The organism is Roseibium salinum, assembly GCF_026240905.1.
GTDB classification, from domain to species: Bacteria; Pseudomonadota; Alphaproteobacteria; order Rhizobiales; family Stappiaceae; genus Roseibium; species Roseibium salinum.
This window is the reverse complement of sequence record NZ_JAPEVI010000001.1, coordinates 457,500-473,692: the sequence shown is the minus strand read 5'-3', so window position 1 is coordinate 473,692 and position 16,193 is coordinate 457,500. Positions and strand designations below refer to the sequence as shown.

Here is a 16,193-nt window from a genome sequence, read left to right as displayed (position 1 = left end):
AAGAGACCAGGCCATGTTTGATCTGAACTATCCCTTCTTCCGCCCGCTATGGGTCCGCGTGACGGTGGTTCTTGTCTGCCTGGCCTGGGCAGTTCTCGAATTTGCCACCGATGCACCGTTTTGGGGCACGCTGTTTGCCGGATTGGGCATTTATTGCGGCTGGCGGTTTTTCCTGTCCTCCGAAGATCGCAGCTCGAACTGAAACGGGCAGAAGGAGACGCATGGATGACCGATGTTCTTCTGGCCTCACAACATGTGAACCGGAACCCGAAGCTGCTTTCTCAACGCATAGAGATCTTTGTTCACAAAGCCACGTGAAACGCAGACGTCGAAAAACGGAGTGCGCTGTTGTCTCAGACGCTCTCCGGCACGTGCAGGTCGAACGGCAGGAACATCTGGCCGGGTGTTTCCGCCGGACCGTGGGCGATGGCGCTCACCATCAGATCGATGGCGGCCCTGCAGATCTGCTCCAGCGGTGTGGCCACCACGGCTGTGATCAGATGATCCTGCAGTGCAAGCTGGGTGTCCGGCGTCAGTTCGTTGACGATCACCGAGATCTCGTCTTCGCTCCTCTGCAACTCCCGCAGCGCCGCGATGGCGCCTTCCATGCCGCCGCCGGCGACATAGAACCCGCGCATGTCCTTGTGCCGGCCCAGAAGCTCGAGCGTCGCCTCGTAGGTGACCTCGCGGGTGTCCAGGTTGACCAGCGTTTCGACAACCTGGAACTCGGGGGCATGTTCGCGGAAATAGCTGCGGAAGCCGGTCTCGCGCAATTCGTGGCCGTGCCAGCGGTGCCCGCCCACGAAAACTGCGACCTTGCCAGGGCTGCGGGCTGTGCGTGAAATCAGCCAGGCGGTGGTACGCCCCACCTTGACATTGTTGGTGCCCACATAGCTTTCCCGCACGCCTTGAGCGAAATCCGACAGAAGTGAATAGACGGGAATGCCGCAGGATTTCAGCGACTGCACCGCAGCGGTCACCATGTGATGATCGATGCTGGTCATGGCAATTGCCTGAGCGGTTTCGGCGAGAGACTCCAGATCGGCGACGATGTCCTTGGGGGATTGCGAGGTCACGTAGCGGACCTGCGCACGGGCCGCAACGCCCGGTGTTGCGGCCACGGCACGCTCGATCTCCGCTGCAAAGGCCTGATAAAAAGACTGATCCCTCTTGTGGAGGAGAAAGCCGAGCCGCACCTCGGGCAGGCTGCCGCTCATGCGCTGCAGGATGACATTGGACGCGTGGTAACCGATCTCGGTTGCCGCTTCATACACCCGCCTTGCCGTTTCCTCGCGCACCGGATGCCGGCCATTGAGCACCCGGTCGACCGTGGCAACGCTCACTCCCGCGGTGCTGGCGACATCGCTGATCGTCGGACGGCGTCCCATGATAGTTTCCTTGCAAGACAGAGTGCGCATTTATGATAGGATATGATAGAAAATATAGCAAGAATGTTGTAAGTCCCATCATGCGACGTCTATGATCCTTCGGACAAGGGAGGACCCGGCGATGTCGAAGCCAAAGCGTGATTACAGTCTGCTGGGAGAAGACGCGCGCCGGGCCGTGGAAAGCGGGCTGGCAAACGCCGACTGGTACCAGACGGACGTGCCGCGCAAAGAACTCAAGGCGTTGATGAAGCGCAGCGATGCACCAGCAATCCGGGATACCATCATCTGGCTCGGTGCCATGGCGGTGCTCGCCGCGATCGCAGTATGGCTCTATCCGTCGTGGTGGTCAGTGCCGTTCTTCCTGGCTTATGGCGTGCTCTACGGATCGGCTTCCGATTCCCGCTGGCACGAATGCGGGCACGGCACGGCTTTCCGCACCCGGTGGATGAACGACGCCGTCTATCAGATCGCCAGCTTCATGATCATGCGCAACCCGGTGACCTGGCGCTGGAGCCACGCGCGTCACCACACCGACACGATCATCGTCGGGCGGGATCCGGAGATCGCGGTGATGCGCCCGCCGGACCTTGTCCGCCTGGTTCTCAATTTCTTCGGCCTCTATGACGCCTGGTATGCCGTCAGCGACATGGTGCGCAAAGCGCTTGGGCACCTGAGCGCGGAAGAAAAATCCTTCATTCCCGAAATGGAGCAGAAAAAGGCGATCACGACCGCGCGCGTTTGGATGCTGATCTATGCCGCGACGATCGGACTGGCTGTCGCGGCAAATTCGTGGCTGCCGATCCTGCTGGTGGGTACCCCGCGGCTCTACGGTGCCTGGCACCACGTGATGACCGGACTGTTGCAGCATGGCGGTCTGGCGGACAACGTTACCGACCACCGGCTCAACAGCCGTACGGTGCTGATGAACCCGGTCAGCCGGTTCATCTACTGGAACATGAACTACCATGTGGAGCACCACATGTTCCCCATGGTCCCCTATCACGCGCTGCCCGCCCTTCACGAGTTGATCAGGCACGACTTGCCCGAGGCGACGCCGTCCATCCTGGCGGGATACCGGGAAATGCTGCCGGCCTTTCTCCGCCAGCTGCGCTACGAGGATTATTTCCTGACGCGCGAATTGCCGCCCACGGCCAGGGCCTATCGGGGTGGCCTGTCCGGTACGCACGACACCGCAGTGGCCGCCGCCGGCTGACCGGCAACAAACCAAGTGGAGACAGTCACGTGAGCGAATGGATCGAAGCCTGCAGTGTTGATGACGTGGAAGAAGAGGACCTGATCCGGTTCGATCATGGCGGCAGGACCTACGCCATCTATCGCAGCCCGGACGACGAATTCTACGCGACGGACGGACTGTGCACCCACGAACAGGTCCACCTGGCCGATGGCCTGGTGATGGACCACATCATCGAATGCCCCAAGCACAACGGCCGGTTCGACTATCGCACCGGCGAGGCCAAGGGCGCGCCGGTCTGCGTCAATCTGCGGACCTACCCCACCCGTGTCGAGAACGGCACGGTCTTCATCTCGGTCGAGTGATGTCCACATCCGCAATTGTCATAGCCGGTGCGGGGGAGTGCGGAACGCGCGCCGCGTTCGCCTTGCGCGAACACGGTTATCAAGGCGCGGTCATCCTGATCGGGGAGGAACCCCATTTTCCGTACGAGCGGCCGCCCTTGTCGAAATCGCCAGGGGCCGGCCCGAAGACGGTCGCCGATCGCGAAAAGTTTCAGGCAGCCGGAATCGAATTCCTTTCCGGCGTGTGCGTGCGGACGATCGACCGGGCAGCGCGAGAGATCGGTCTCGGTGACGGCCGCACCATCCCCTATCACAAGCTGCTGCTGGCAACCGGTGCCGCCCCGAAGCTTTTCCCGGGCATGGAAGGGGCCCGGACGTTCCGGGCCCTCGGAGATGCCCAAGCGGTTCACGGCCAGCTGGCTCCGGGCAGACATCTTGTCGTCGTGGGCGGAGGCTTCATCGGACTGGAACTCGCGGCGGCGGCACGCATCGCAGGGGCCGACGTCACCGTTGTCGAAGCCGCCGATCGCCTGATGCCGCGCATCGTGCCGGCGGAAATCGCCGCCATTGCCGAGGCGGAACACAGGGACAAAGGCGTCTCCCTGTTTCTCGGCACCGGCGTTGTCTCCGCGACGGAACGGCAGGTCACTCTGTCCGACGGCCGGATGGTCGAAGGCGATCTGGTCGTCGCGGGCGTGGGCGTTGCGCCCAATACGGCCCTGGCCGAGGCTGCGGGCCTTGCTGTCGACAACGGCATCGTCGTCGACGGGTGTTTTGCAACCTCGGACCCCGACATCTTTGCCGCCGGCGATTGCTGCAGCTTCCCCTATCGCGGCCGCAACGTGCGTCTGGAAAGCTGGCGGGCGGCCCGCGACCAGGCCGATCATGCCGCCGCGGCCATTCTGGGCGCAGAAGAGCTCTATGCCGCCGTGCCGTGGTTCTGGTCGGATCAATACGGGCTGACCCTGCAGGTCGCCGGACTGCCGGCGCCCGTGGCCCGAACGACCCGCCGCGCGTGCGGCAATGGCGCCTTTATTCTGTTCGAACAGGACGCGGACGGCGTGCTTGTCGCCGCCTCCGGGATCGGCACGGGCAACGCCGTCGCCAAGGATATCCGGCTGGCCGAAATGCTGATCGGCAAGGGCGTGCCGGTCGAGGCCGACGCGCTGGCCGATCCGGCGGTCAATCTCAAGAAATTGCTGAGAGGACAGGAATGAAACGCGTTCAACGAATGACCGTCGCCGATATGCGCGCGCTGCGCGGCAAGCGCCAGCTTGCCATGCTTCGGGTCGAGACGCTTGAAGAGGCCGAGGCCGCCGAACGGGCCGGGGTCGACATGGCTTCCGTACCGCCGGAACTGATCAGCAATCCGGCCTTCCGCGATGCGGCGCCGAGCGTGTTCGCCATTCCGGGGGCGGATTTCGTCGAGATCGGAACGACCGAGGATTTCATCCGGTGGGCCTTTGCCATGGTCAAGGCCAGTGCCGATGCGGTCTATTGCTCCGCCAGTTTGAAGACGGTCAAGGCCCTGAGCGATGAAGGCATTCCGGTTTGCGGGCATTCGGGCCTGATCCCGTCCAAACGCACCTGGACCGGCGGTTTCAGGGCGGTCGGCAAGACACTTGAAACAGCCCAGCTCGTCTACCGGCAGATCGAGAACCTCGAGGCGGCCGGAGCGTTCGCCGCCGAAATCGAAGTCGTGCCCGAGCCGATCGCCCTTGAGATCATGGAGCGTACGTCGCTGATCCTGATTTCGATGGGAGCCGGCAATGGCGGCCATGCGCAGTATCTGTTCTCCGAAGACGTTCTCGGATCGAACCGAGGCCACATTCCCCGGCATGCGAAGACCTATCGCAATTTCGCGGCCGAATACGCACGGCTGCAGGAAGAGCGCGTCGCAGCCTACGCCGAATATGTCCACGACGTGCAAACCGGCGCCTATCCCGGGGAGGGGCACAAGCTGAGCGTGGACGACCATGTCACCGGCACTTTCCGGCAGTGGCTCAGTGCGAAATGACACCACGTGCCAGAGTTTGAAAGAGAACGACATTCGGGTTGCCGCCCGAGTGCGGGTTGATCCAAGTGCGAGAACGAAAAATGAGTGAGAACACCCTTGTCTTGTGCCTTTCGTGCATGGACCGGCCCGGCATTGTGGCCGCAGTGACGACCGAACTGGCCGAACTCGGCGCCAACATCGCGGAAAGCAATCAGTTCTGGGACCGGCAGACCGGCCAGTTCTTCATGCGGATCGCCTTCACCTCCCCCGCGGATGCCGGCCGCGACGCGGTCGAGAGGGCCCTCAGGCCGGCCATCGCGCGGTTCGAAATGAAGACCACGATAGCGGATTTGTCGCGCAAGCCGCGCATCGTCATCATGGTATCGAAGTTCGATCACGCCATGCTTCATCTGCTTTACCAGATCCGCGTCGGCTGGCTGGGCGCCGAAGTGGCGGCGATCGTCTCCAACCATGACGACTCCCGCGGCATTGCCGAGTACGAAAACATCGCCTTCCACCATCTGCCGGTTGGCAGGGACAATAAGACCGAGCAGGAGGAAAAGCTCCTGCAGATCGTTCAGGAAACCGGCGCGGACCTGGTGGTGCTGGCGCGCTACATGCAGATCCTGTCCAACAGGATGTCGACCCGGCTGTTCGGAAAGGTGATCAACATCCACCATTCGTTCCTGCCCTCTTTCAAGGGAGCCAAGCCTTATCACCAGGCCCATGCCAGAGGAGTGAAGCTGATCGGGGCGACGGCCCATTACGTGACGCCCGACCTCGATGAGGGACCGATCATCGGCCAGGAGACCGAACCGGTGACCCATGCGATGAGCGCCGACGATCTCGTTGCCGTCGGCCGGGATATCGAAAGCCGCGTGCTGGCAAAGGCGGTCAAGTACCATGTCGAAAGCCGGGTCATGCTGAACGGCAGCAAGACCGTGGTGTTCGCCTGAGCCTGCGGGCGTCAATTGTCGCGGAAGACGCAAAGGACGGCTAAGCTCATCCTCGTCCGGTCTTCACCTGCACGCTGGGGAAGTGGGCCTTGATGGGCTTTGCATAGCGGCGGCCGTTGACCTTGTCGTGCCGGGGAAACTCCGGCGTCTCGATATCGACGACAAGATTGTACCGTCCATCGCCCGGCAGCGCCCAATTCCGACCGTAGTGATAAAGGCCCGGGTGCCAGAGGAACGGCATCTTTTCGCTGCCAACTTCATTGCCCTTTCCGTCAGTGACGGTAAGGGTCACATCCAGGTTGGGGATGAAACGCCGGTCGGTGGCATCAATCACCGTCACCTCGAAGTGACAGTTTTCGTCTTGCGGCGGTTCCTCCCAGACGAGCTCCTGGTTCCGCAATCGATACATGCCCTCGGCTTTCTCCTGCGCGAAACCTACGATCACATCGCCGCACTCCTGTGTAGCGCCGTTGGCAGCAACCTTGTTCGCCATGTACTCGAGCGACCGGAAGTAGGCGGTCCCCTCCTGTTTGGCAAGGTCAAGCTGGGTTCTGTCTGCCTCTTCGGAAGGAGAGGCCGGTGGCTTCTGACCATTCATGTCGTCTGCTCCGTTCTGTGTCGAGAAACGTCGCAACTGTCCGTCGCGGGACAGGCTGCCACTTCGGGTGCCCAAAGCGTCGTTGGCAACGGAACCGCTGGACCGCGAGAAAGTTCCAGGTTGTCAAAGGCTCGACCGGAGTTTCAGTCACAGCACCCGCCACCAGATGGTTGAGCGCTTCGACCGAGGTCAAGACCGCTGGCCTCGCCATCCGGAAATCATCCGTCTATGCTTGTTTGTCCTCTCGTAGAAAGATGCCGGAATGACTCCAAAGAACAGCAGCGGCCGGGCACAACGCGCAGACAGCAATCGAACCGAACCAGTAGACGTTGCGCCTCCGATCGTCGGAATAGGCGCCTCCGCCGGAGGCGTTTCCGCGCTTCAGGAGCTCGTGGCAAATATACCGCGGGATTCCGGCCTCGCCTGGGTTCTCATTCAGCACATGGCGCCGGACCGCCACAGTGATCTGGCAGGGATCCTCGGACGCAAGACCGACCTTCCTGTCCGCGAGGTCGTCGAGAACACTCCGATCGCCGCAAATCACATCTACCTGATATCCCCCGGACGGGTGATGACGGTGAACAAAGGCGTCCTGCTTCCCGTTTCCGATGGGGATCCATTGGCACGGCGCACCAGCATTGATGCCTTCCTGATCTCGCTCGCCGCGGACCAGGGCGACCACGCAGGCTGTGCGCTCCTCTCCGGAGCGGGGACCGACGGGACGATCGGCCTCAAGGCAGTCAAGGAAGCAGGCGGCCTCACACTGACTCAGACGCTTCAGAGCGCCGAATACGACAGCATGCTGCTGAGTGCGCTGCGCACCGGCCTTGTGGATCGCGAAGTCGACATCTGCGACATGCCGGGACTGTTCACGGATTTTCTGGTCCACCGCAGACCGATCGCCCGCGAAGTCGAAGTTGGGGACGGAGAACGGCTTCAGATCTGCGACATTCTTCGAAAGGCGGTCGGCCATGACTTCAGCGGTTATAAATCGAATACCATGGACCGCCGTATCCGGCGTCGCATGCAGATGCGCGGCCTGTCGTCGCTGTCGGACTACGTCGAGCATCTCATGGAAGACGGCCGGGAGCCGTCACGGCTGTTTCGGGATCTGCTGATCGGCGTCACTCAGTTCTTCCGCGACGGCGAGGCCTTCGTGGCACTTTCCGAACGGGTTCTGGCGGAAATTCTAGAAGGCAAGACCGAGGACGACGAAGTGCGCATCTGGGTGCCGGGTTGCGCGACGGGTGAAGAAGTCTACAGCATTGCCATGCTGCTTCTGGAAAAGGCCGACCAGTTGGAAAGTGTCCCCGATATCAAGATCTTCGGCAGCGATATCGACGAAAATGCACTGCATGTGGGCCGTCTCGGGCGCTATCCGCAGAGCATTGCCGCCGATGTAACCAAGGAGAGGCTCGAGCGATTCTTCCAAAGGGAGGACGGTACATTCGTCGTCCGCCCCCACGTTCGCGAGATCTGCCTTTTCGCGCAGCATAACCTGCTCCGGGATCCGCCCTTCTCTCGCATTGACCTGATCTCATGCCGAAACGTCCTGATCTACATGGATTCTGCGCTGCAGAAACGACTGATCCCCGTGTTCCACTACGCGCTCCGGCCGAACGGAATCCTGTTCATGGGTCCGGCCGAGAACGCCGGTCCGAACCAGAAACTGTTCACGGAAGTTGAGCGCAAGCACCGGATCTACCGCCGCATTGGTGAGAGTTCCCGGCTGCCCGACTTCCCGATAGCCGCTGGCGACGGAAAGGAACGGGGGCGCCAGAAGCACAAGGAAAGAGGAAACGAAAGCCGTGCGCGCAACGAGACGCAGCATGCTGCACAGCGCCTGCTTGAGCGCTACAGCCCCGCCCATGTCATCGTCGACTCGGATTTCGAGATCCTCGAGGCGTCCAGCGGGACAGGAGCGTTCCTGGAACTGCCGCGCGGCCGCCCCAACTCCAATCTGGCGGCCATGGTGCGAAGCGAACTGGCCATTGACATCAAAAGTGCGGTTTCGCAGGTGCTGACTACCGGAAAGAAGCTCGTGCGATCCGACCTGACCGTGGAGACAGGGCAGAATAGAAAGCATCTCACGCTCAGTGTGGAACCACTTCCGGCCGATGAAACAGGACGGCCGCTCTGCCTGGTTCTTTTCCAGACCGGCAGCCCCGTGGTTCCTGACACCGTCACAAACGAACGCCGACGGGGTGGTGATGATGAGCTGATCCGCATCCTCGAACAGGAACTGCAGACCACGAAAGAGCGTCTCCAGGGCACACTGGAGGAACTCGAAACGTCGAACGAGGAGTTGCGCGCGTCGAACGAGGAGCTTTCCTCGGTCAACGAGGAACTCCAGTCCTCGAACGAGGAGCTCGAGACCTCCAAGGAGGAGCTGCAATCGATCAATGAGGAACTGCGAACGGTGAACAGCGAGCTGGGGACGCGGGTGGACGAACTGAGCAGCGCCAACAGCGACCTCAAGAACCTGTTCAGCAACACCCGCATCGCGATGCTGTTTCTGGACAAGGATTTCCGTATTCGCAATTTCACGCCGCCTGCCAAGCCGCTGTTCCGGCTGCGCGACCACGACGTCGGCCGCCCGCTCGACGAACTGGCCGGGCGCATCGACTTCGAGTTCCTGAGGACGGAGGTTGCTCAAGTGATCGGGACCGGAGATCAGATCGAGCACGAGGTCGAGGCGACGAACGGGGAACGTCAGACCTTGATCATGCGAATGCTGCCTTACCGGGACGAGCAAGACCACATCAGGGGAGCCGTTCTGACTTTCGTCGACATCACCGAGCGCAAGCGGATCGAGGAAGAACTTGCCTCCATGGTTTCCGAACTCAATCACCGTGTGAAGAATTCGCTCGCCAGCGTGCAGGCAATCGTGCGCCAGACTGCGGATCGTGTCTCCACAAAGCAGGAATTGCTCGAGACACTGATGGGAAAGCTTCAGGCGATGTCGACGACACACGGGATACTGTCAAGCGCCGAGTGGAAAGGGGCCGGCTTCGAGGAACTGGCAAGCGCGGTGCTGGCGCCGTTCGCCGAACCGACTTCAACCCGACTGAAGCTTGAAGGTCCAAGCGTTGAACTGAAACCGCAGGTGGCCGTCTCGCTGGGGCTCATTCTGCAGGAGCTCGCCACCAACGCGGCCAAATACGGCGCCTGGGCAAATGAGAACGGTTGCGTTTCGCTGCATTGGGCAACCGTCGATCATGACGCGAGTTCTTTCAGGATCGACTGGCGTGAAACTGATGGACCCGAGGTCGAACCGCCCGAGACAACCGGCTTTGGCCTCGAATTCATCACCCGAAGCACGGAGTACGAACTGCACGGTGCCTGCAAACCGGAATTTCTCCGCGACGGTTTCCGCTGCGTCCTCGAACTTCCCGCGAACTCGGTCCTGCGGGCACGGCCTGATCGTGAACCATGAAGGCGCGTCAGTTCGGCAGAACGCCAATCAGCCCGAGCGCTCGTTGCAGATCTTCGAGCGCCACCGGCTTTTGAAGCACCTCCCGATCGCCAAACCGAGGAGGGATTTCGGAGGAGCTGTAGCCGGTCGTCAACACGAAGGGGACACCTTGCTGATCGAGCAATTCCGCCACCGGCCAAACCCGCTCGTCTCCAAGGTTGATGTCGAGCAAGGCTCCGTCCAGTTCGTGCTGCCGTGCCACTTCAAGGCCGCTGGCGACATCCGCAACCGGCCCGACAACGCGGCACCCGCAGTCGCCGACCAGGCTTTCCATGTCCATTGCGATCAGCAGGCTGTCCTCGACTACCAGGACCCGCCGTTCGCCGTCGTCCGCAGAACGTTTCATCGCATTTCCAATTGTATTCAATCCGTCACCGGTCAGCCTCGCGCGAATATCAGCAGCCTGCTTGATCCACAGCACTCCGACGGCTTGGCGCTCGAGCGTGGCAAGGCGCCACCTGTATGCTCAACGCGTGTCGCTCCGAGCAATCGCGCAAGAAACCGGCAGAGAGGTTTCCACCATATCTGTCGCGCGGCACACCATTCGTCCACCTTATTTGCTAAAAAAGGACCCGGTCCAAGGACCGGGCCAGGTTTTTCGCATTGTCAAGCATAAGTGTAAGCAGTGAACCACGTGGCTCTGATCGGCAGCATGTAAAAATTAGCGCTACCCATCACCTTCGTGCGTCCGCAGCAAAGATTGCCGCCAAAAGGCTACGATGTTCCTCAACCGGGCAATTTCTGTTCGCCCAGCCCGGCCCCACTCATGCCGCTGCGGACAGGTCAATTCAGGATTGCGGCAACCGCGCCCACCAGGTCGAGGACTTCCTTGGTGCTGCGGTCGACACGATAGACGTAATCGCCGAGCCGGTAATAGGTCTGACCGGGCTCCAATCCGTAGATGACCGGGTTCCGGATCAGGACATAGTCGCCGACGAGGCGGTCGCCGGGTCGGTAGATTTTCTTGGCCTGGCCCGGAGGCAGGCACCCGGTATTTTTTTGGCGAGACCGGGAGGACAGCCTTTCGGCCCTCCTGCCAGCACGGCGACGGGGGAGAGGGACAGCAGCGACGCCGCCATTGCGATCAGGATCAATTTACGCATCATACGCCTCCTTTGGCACCTAGCATGTAACGCAACGACTGCGCGGCGCCAGGTCGGCGAAGCCTGCCGGCCAGCGGCGAGTGAGCCATTTGCCCGAGACCGGCGAACCACAAGAGACTCGAGTGCCCTTATAGTCGCTCGGCAACAGGAACGGTATCGCTTGCGTCGTAGGGCAATTGCGCAAAAAAGTGACCCGGTTAAGGCAACCGGGTCAGTTTTCCGCACTATCTAAGGGACCGCAACTGGTCTGGCGCCGATGCTTCGGCTCGCATCAAAGCCCGACCACTTGCTCTGGCATTCGGCTCGCCCGCGCGGGCGGTTCCGCGCGCAATGAGGGCCTGGCACAGAGTTGTTTGCGGGTCCGGATCGACCTCTGCGAAAGGTCCTGTTGCGCCGGCCGGGGTCAGGCCTGCTGATGCGGACCGCCCGGCTGCGAGACCCCGCGGAATGCGATTTCACCGGCTCTGCCATCGCTCATGGTAATATCTCCCAAGGAGACAATCCCCACGAGATGCTTGTCGCGGTTCACGACAGGCATCCTGCGGATCTTGAGCATTGCAAGATTGTCGCTGACCTCCTGGATGTCCTCATCGTCATAGCAATAGAGCACTTCCTGGCTCATCACGCTGCGGGCTGGCGTGTCCGGACCTTTGCCTTCGGCAACTGCGCGAATGGCAATATCCCGGTCCGTCACGACGCCGACCAGCCTGTCATTTTCGCCGATCGGCATGACGCCGCAGTCGCATTCCACCATCTTGCGGGCAACGTCACGGATGGTGTCGTCAGGCGCACATACCTCGACATTGCTGGACATGCATTGCTGTACCTTCATCGGGATCCTCCATCGGCTTGATTGAACAACGTCCGCCCTCAATCGGTACAGACGCTGCGTGCAAGGTTGATTTGCGTCCCGCCGCCGTATCCGGCGGCCAAGGGGGACTGGAAAAGAGCGGGACCTGACTGCAAAATCGGGAAGACGTCTGACGGTCGCCCGGAGTCGGTCCGCTTTCGGTCCCCCACGATGACCGAACGGAGCAGTTAGCGCGATGTTCCCTGGTTGCCGATCAATTCCTGCCGCAAGGAAGACGGAGCGACGAATTGCCGGGCTCAGACCCCACGCTGGCAATCCGCCGGCCGCGTAGGGCAGATTGCCGCGTGCGGTATCGCGCAAGAACAGTTGTCTTCGCCCGACCAAAGCGTCTGTGGCTGGACGTTCCGGCCCAACGGATTCCACATGCTGCGCTGACAGGTTTCCGGTTCAAAGCTCGCGCAGAGCGGCGGGGACATCCGCAAGTCGTCCGCGCGCGTTCAGAGCCATCGCGTGCCGCCACAGCGCCCGGGCGCGGATTTCCGGCGTGTCCCGCAATGCGATCCGCCGTCCCGTCACGTCCTCGACAGAAGCACCCCAGCCTGCATCCGTCAGGTCGCGCCATTCGACATTGAGATGAACTTCGGAGTGGTGGAACAGATAGCGCAGGGCGCGCGCCGGCAAGGTGGCCCCCAACTCCACGTCGTCCTCCCCCACGGTCAGATCCTTCGGAAACGGCCCTTCCTTCCCCTCGCGGACCCACGCAATCGCTTCGCCCAGCAATCGTGCCTGATAGCCGACGCGGGCGATCACGTGGCGCCGGGATTGTCCTGGCAGCGCCGAGGGGGCGTCGAGCTCGGCATCCGACAGGTCGTTGAGAAGACGCGCGAAATAGGCGGTGCCGCGCCGGGCCCAGTCGAGCGAGCGGGCCGGCGCACCGGCGGCGTCATAGCGCGCTCCGCTGCCCTGACGCAGTTTCAACGCGGCGCGGGCTTCTTCAAGGGTGTCGCTCACGGTCCCTCCACTTCGACCTGGGTCCGGGCGAAATTCAGCCGCTCCATGATCGGGGCGTCGGAGAAGCGGAACAGGTCGAACTGGGTTTCGGCCTGCAGCGACCAGGAAATCCACGATGGAATGACGAACATGTCGCCGATATCGAGCTTGTGCGTCACACCGTCGATAACGACCGCGCCGCCGCCCTGGAAAACCTGAAACACCGACGAGCCGACTTCCCGGCGCACCGGCGTTTGCGTGCCGGGCCGCAGCCGGTGGAATTCGCAGCGGATCGTCGGCATCACGTCTCCGCCGGTGGTCGGGTTGACGTAGCGAATGGCTGCGTGGCCATGTTCGACCGTTGCCGGCTGCCCTTCCTCCTCCAGGAGAAGCTGTTCGGTGAGTGCCCGGTCGGTATGTTCCCAGCGATGGGCCCCGATCGGCGAACTGACCGTATCCCGCAGCCCCGACAACGGGCGCAGGCCCGGATGGCACCAGAGCCGCTCGCTGCGCGAAAAGCGCGGCGTTGCATAGTCGGTGACGCGGTCCGATCCGAATTCGAAGAAACCGACATCGTTCTGCTGCGCAAAGGGGATGTCGAGCCCGTCGATCCAGGCCATGGGCTTGTCGGTGTCGTTGTGATGACCGTGGAAATGCCAGCCGGGCGTCAGGAGGAGATCGCCCCGGCTCATGCGGACCGGATCGCCGTTGACCACCGTCCATACTCCTTCGCCCTCGACCACGAAGCGGAAGGCGTTCTGGGAATGGCGGTGCTCCGGCGCGGTTTCCCGGGGCCCCAGATACTGGATGGCCGCCCAGAGCGTCGGGCTGACATAGGCGTTGCCGCCCAGGCCCGGATTGGCAAGGCCGATCGCCCGGCGCTCTCCGCCTCGTCCGACCGGTACGAGTGCGCCGGATTTCTCCGCCAGCGGCAGCAGCTTGGCCCATTTCCATATATGCGGCACAGCCTTGGGTCTGGGGTGGCGGGGCATCAAGTCGCCGAGCTGGGTCCAGAGCGGCAGGAGATGCTGCTCCTCGAACCCCTGGTAAAGCGCGCGCAGCTCCGGAGTGTCTTCGGGCTGCATTTCGTTTACCGGGGCTTTTTCGGTTTCATCGAGCATGACGTGTTCTCCTGGTGGGAGTTCAAGAAGGATCAGGCGGCGTCCGGCTGGTGCGGCGGCGCAGCGTCCCTGAACGCGGGTATGGTCTCCAGCCGGCCGAATATCCGGGCGATGACCGGCCAGTTCGAAGTGTCGATATCGAACCGGCGGTTGTTCCAGACCTGAGCGTAGAGACAAATATCGGCGAGACCTGGCGTGTCCCCGTGGCAGAAATCGCCGGTCTGATCCTCCGACGACAGTCTCTTTTCAAAGGCATCGAATGTGGTCGCGACCCAATGCGTGAACCACTCTTTCCGGGCGGTTTCATCTGCGCCGAAGCGCTCCGCCAGATAAGCGAGCACCCGGAGATTGTTGAGGGGATGAATTTCGCAGGCGATCATCAACGCAAGGGACCTGACCCGCGCCCGTTCATCCGGGCCGAAGGGCAGGAGCGGAGGTTGCGGATGCGTCTCCTCCAGCCACTCGATGATGGCAAGCGACTGGGTGAGGCATGTGCCGTCCTCCCGCTCCAGCGTCGGGACCAGACCGGCCGGGTTCATCGCCAGATAATCCGGCATGCGCGTATCGCCGCGGCGAAGCACATAAGGCACATAGGCGTAGTCCAGCCCCTTGAGATTGAGCGCGATCCGCAGGCGCGTCGAGGTGGAGGAGCGAAAGAAGTTGTGCAATATCAGGCTCATCGTCACACCCGCGGGCCGATTTCGGTACGGATCTCGCCCAGTCCCTCGATGCTGACGACGCAGACGTCGCCCGGTACCAAGGGCCCGACACCGGCCGGCGTGCCCGTCATGATCAGATCTCCCGGTGCCAGCGCAATGGAACGGGACAGGATCGATATGATTTCCGGCACGGCCCAGATCAGTTCCGAGAGGTCCGCATCCTGCCTGGTTTCGCCGTTTACGGTGAGCCTGATCGCTCCCTTGCCGGGATGGCCAACCTCCGAGACCGGATGGACGGGACCGATCACCGCGGAACGGTCGAAGGCCTTGCCGAAGTCCCAGGGCCGGCCCTTGTCGCGCGCCGCAAGCTGCAGGTCGCGGCGGGTGAGATCGTTGCCGACGGCATAGCCCCACACATGGCCGAGCGCATCCGCTTCGGTGATGTCGCGCCCGCCGGTGCCGATCACCACGACAAGCTCCGCCTCATAGTGAAAGTTCTCGGTCTCCGGCGGATAGGCGACCGTTTCGCCAGAATTCACAACCGCGTCCGCGGGCTTGGTGAAGAAGAAGGGCGGATCACGGTCCGGATCCTTGCCCATCTCGCGTGCATGCGCGGCATAATTGCGCCCCACGCAGAAAATGCGGCGCACCGGCAGGCGGTCGCTCGTGCCGGCGACCGCCACGGCCGAAACAGGCGGGGCAGGGAATACATACGACATTTGTGTCTCCTTGTTGATGAAGCTGTTCGGCGGGGCCAGGCTTGCTAGTTCTTGACACCGGCCGCCATGAGTTGCGTGTCAGTCGCCCGGCTACGCCCGGACAACCAGAGCACTGCCAGGCAGACCATCCCCGCCCCATTGATCCAAAGGGCAGCCCCCTCAAGCATGTCCGGCGGCAGCAGGAGGGCGACGCCCGCCCCGCCGATCAACGCCCGGCGGAGAGGTCCGACCGGGCCATGCAGCCAGCCGACGAAGGCGCTGGAAATGGCATAGACGCCCAGAATGGCCGTCACGACCGCCAGCACGATTTCGAGCGGATCCCCGATCAGCAGCAGGGCAGGCGAGAACACGAAGAGGAACGGCACGATATAGGCCGTCCAGCCGAAGCGCATGGCTTCGAAGGACGTCGCCATCGGCGGCGCCTTGGCGATCGAGGCGGCGAAGAAGGCGCCGATACCGATGGGCGGGGTCACCATGGACATCATGCCCAGGTAGAAGATGAACAGGTGGGCTGCGATCGGCTCGACTCCGGTTTCGATCAGCGACGGGGCAATGAGAACCGCAAGCAGCAGGTAAACGCCCACGGTCGGCATGCCCATGCCGAGCACAAGGCAGACGGCAGCGGCGATCAGGAGCAGCAAGAGCAGGCTGCCCTGGCCGAGATCGACCAGAGCGAAGGTGACCGCAAAACCGAGGCCGGTCACGTTCAGAACGCCGATGATGAAACCGGCGGCGGCGGAGATCATGACGATATCGATGATCGACTGGCCGCTTTCCACCGCAGCTTCCCACAGATCGGCCACGGACATGCGGGTGCTGCCGTAGCCCATCAGGAGCCCGA

The 16,193-nt window shown here is 62.2% G+C and carries 16 protein-coding genes; 7 read left to right on the top strand and 9 right to left on the bottom strand.

Annotated features, from left to right (window positions below; genetic code table 11):
• The first annotated feature begins 13 nt into the window (after nt 1-13).
• Entirely contained in the window at nt 14-202 is a 189-nt protein-coding gene (locus tag ON753_RS02075) for a DUF3329 domain-containing protein (protein WP_265960893.1), read from the top strand.
• Between the two features lie 151 nt (nt 203-353).
• On the opposite strand, the gene ON753_RS02070 is transcribed toward ON753_RS02075, so the two are convergent.
• The gene (locus ON753_RS02070; RefSeq protein WP_265960892.1) at nt 354-1,388 is read right to left on the bottom strand and encodes a LacI family DNA-binding transcriptional regulator; all 1,035 of its coding nucleotides are present in this window, start codon (nt 1,386-1,388) and stop codon (nt 354-356) included.
• Nucleotides 1,389-1,509: 121 nt separating this feature from the next.
• Between ON753_RS02070 and ON753_RS02065 the strand changes: the two genes are divergently transcribed.
• The 5 genes from ON753_RS02065 to purU all read left to right on the top strand — a co-directional run bounded on the left by ON753_RS02065 (nt 1,510) and on the right by purU (nt 5,876).
• Nucleotides 1,510-2,601, top strand: coding sequence for a fatty acid desaturase family protein (locus tag ON753_RS02065; RefSeq protein ID WP_265960891.1), 1,092 nt, complete (start codon nt 1,510-1,512; stop codon nt 2,599-2,601).
• A 29-nt stretch (nt 2,602-2,630) separates the two neighbouring features.
• A complete protein-coding gene (locus ON753_RS02060; protein ID WP_265960890.1) occupies nt 2,631-2,945 on the top strand; it encodes a MocE family 2Fe-2S type ferredoxin in 315 nt (104 codons plus the stop codon).
• Nucleotides 2,945-4,141 (top strand): NAD(P)/FAD-dependent oxidoreductase, encoded by a 1,197-nt coding sequence (locus tag ON753_RS02055; RefSeq protein ID WP_265960889.1) that lies wholly within the window; start codon nt 2,945-2,947, stop codon nt 4,139-4,141. Before ON753_RS02060 ends, ON753_RS02055 begins: the two co-directional genes overlap by 1 nt.
• Entirely contained in the window at nt 4,138-4,941 is an 804-nt protein-coding gene (locus ON753_RS02050) for a 3-methyl-2-oxobutanoate hydroxymethyltransferase (protein WP_265960888.1), read from the top strand. Before ON753_RS02055 ends, ON753_RS02050 begins: the two co-directional genes overlap by 4 nt.
• Nucleotides 4,942-5,021: 80 nt before the next feature.
• Nucleotides 5,022-5,876 (top strand): formyltetrahydrofolate deformylase, encoded by an 855-nt coding sequence (gene purU / locus ON753_RS02045; RefSeq protein ID WP_265960887.1) that lies wholly within the window; start codon nt 5,022-5,024, stop codon nt 5,874-5,876.
• A 46-nt stretch (nt 5,877-5,922) separates the two neighbouring features.
• Here purU and ON753_RS02040 read toward each other — a convergent pair whose 3' ends face one another.
• The gene (locus tag ON753_RS02040) at nt 5,923-6,474 is read right to left on the bottom strand and encodes an iron transporter (protein WP_265960886.1); all 552 of its coding nucleotides are present in this window, start codon (nt 6,472-6,474) and stop codon (nt 5,923-5,925) included.
• 262 nt (nt 6,475-6,736) lie between these two features.
• On the opposite strand from ON753_RS02040, the gene ON753_RS02035 reads away from it, so the two are divergent.
• The gene (locus tag ON753_RS02035; protein ID WP_265960885.1) at nt 6,737-9,910 is read left to right on the top strand and encodes a CheR family methyltransferase; all 3,174 of its coding nucleotides are present in this window, start codon (nt 6,737-6,739) and stop codon (nt 9,908-9,910) included.
• A 7-nt stretch (nt 9,911-9,917) separates the two neighbouring features.
• Here ON753_RS02035 and ON753_RS02030 read toward each other — a convergent pair whose 3' ends face one another.
• The 7 genes from ON753_RS02030 to ON753_RS02000 form a co-directional block, all read right to left on the bottom strand.
• Nucleotides 9,918-10,295, bottom strand: coding sequence for a response regulator (locus ON753_RS02030; protein ID WP_265960884.1), 378 nt, complete (start codon nt 10,293-10,295; stop codon nt 9,918-9,920).
• 1,160 nt (nt 10,296-11,455) lie between these two features.
• A complete protein-coding gene (locus ON753_RS02025) occupies nt 11,456-11,884 on the bottom strand; it encodes a CBS domain-containing protein (RefSeq protein WP_265960883.1) in 429 nt (142 codons plus the stop codon).
• Between the two features lie 426 nt (nt 11,885-12,310).
• Nucleotides 12,311-12,874 (bottom strand): maleylpyruvate isomerase N-terminal domain-containing protein, encoded by a 564-nt coding sequence (locus ON753_RS02020; protein ID WP_265960882.1) that lies wholly within the window; start codon nt 12,872-12,874, stop codon nt 12,311-12,313.
• On the bottom strand, nt 12,871-13,974 hold the full coding sequence (locus tag ON753_RS02015) for a cupin domain-containing protein (RefSeq protein WP_265960881.1): 1,104 nt from the start codon (nt 13,972-13,974) through the stop codon (nt 12,871-12,873). The genes ON753_RS02020 and ON753_RS02015 overlap by 4 nt, the downstream gene beginning before the upstream one ends.
• 32 nt (nt 13,975-14,006) lie before the next feature.
• Nucleotides 14,007-14,654, bottom strand: a complete 648-nt coding sequence (gene maiA, locus ON753_RS02010; protein ID WP_265960880.1) for a maleylacetoacetate isomerase — start codon at nt 14,652-14,654, stop codon at nt 14,007-14,009.
• Nucleotides 14,655-14,656: 2 nt separating this feature from the next.
• Nucleotides 14,657-15,352, bottom strand: coding sequence for a fumarylacetoacetate hydrolase family protein (locus ON753_RS02005; RefSeq protein ID WP_265960879.1), 696 nt, complete (start codon nt 15,350-15,352; stop codon nt 14,657-14,659).
• 44 nt (nt 15,353-15,396) lie between these two features.
• A complete protein-coding gene (locus ON753_RS02000; protein WP_265960878.1) occupies nt 15,397-16,182 on the bottom strand; it encodes a TRAP transporter large permease subunit in 786 nt (261 codons plus the stop codon).
• Nucleotides 16,183-16,193: the final 11 nt, after the last annotated feature.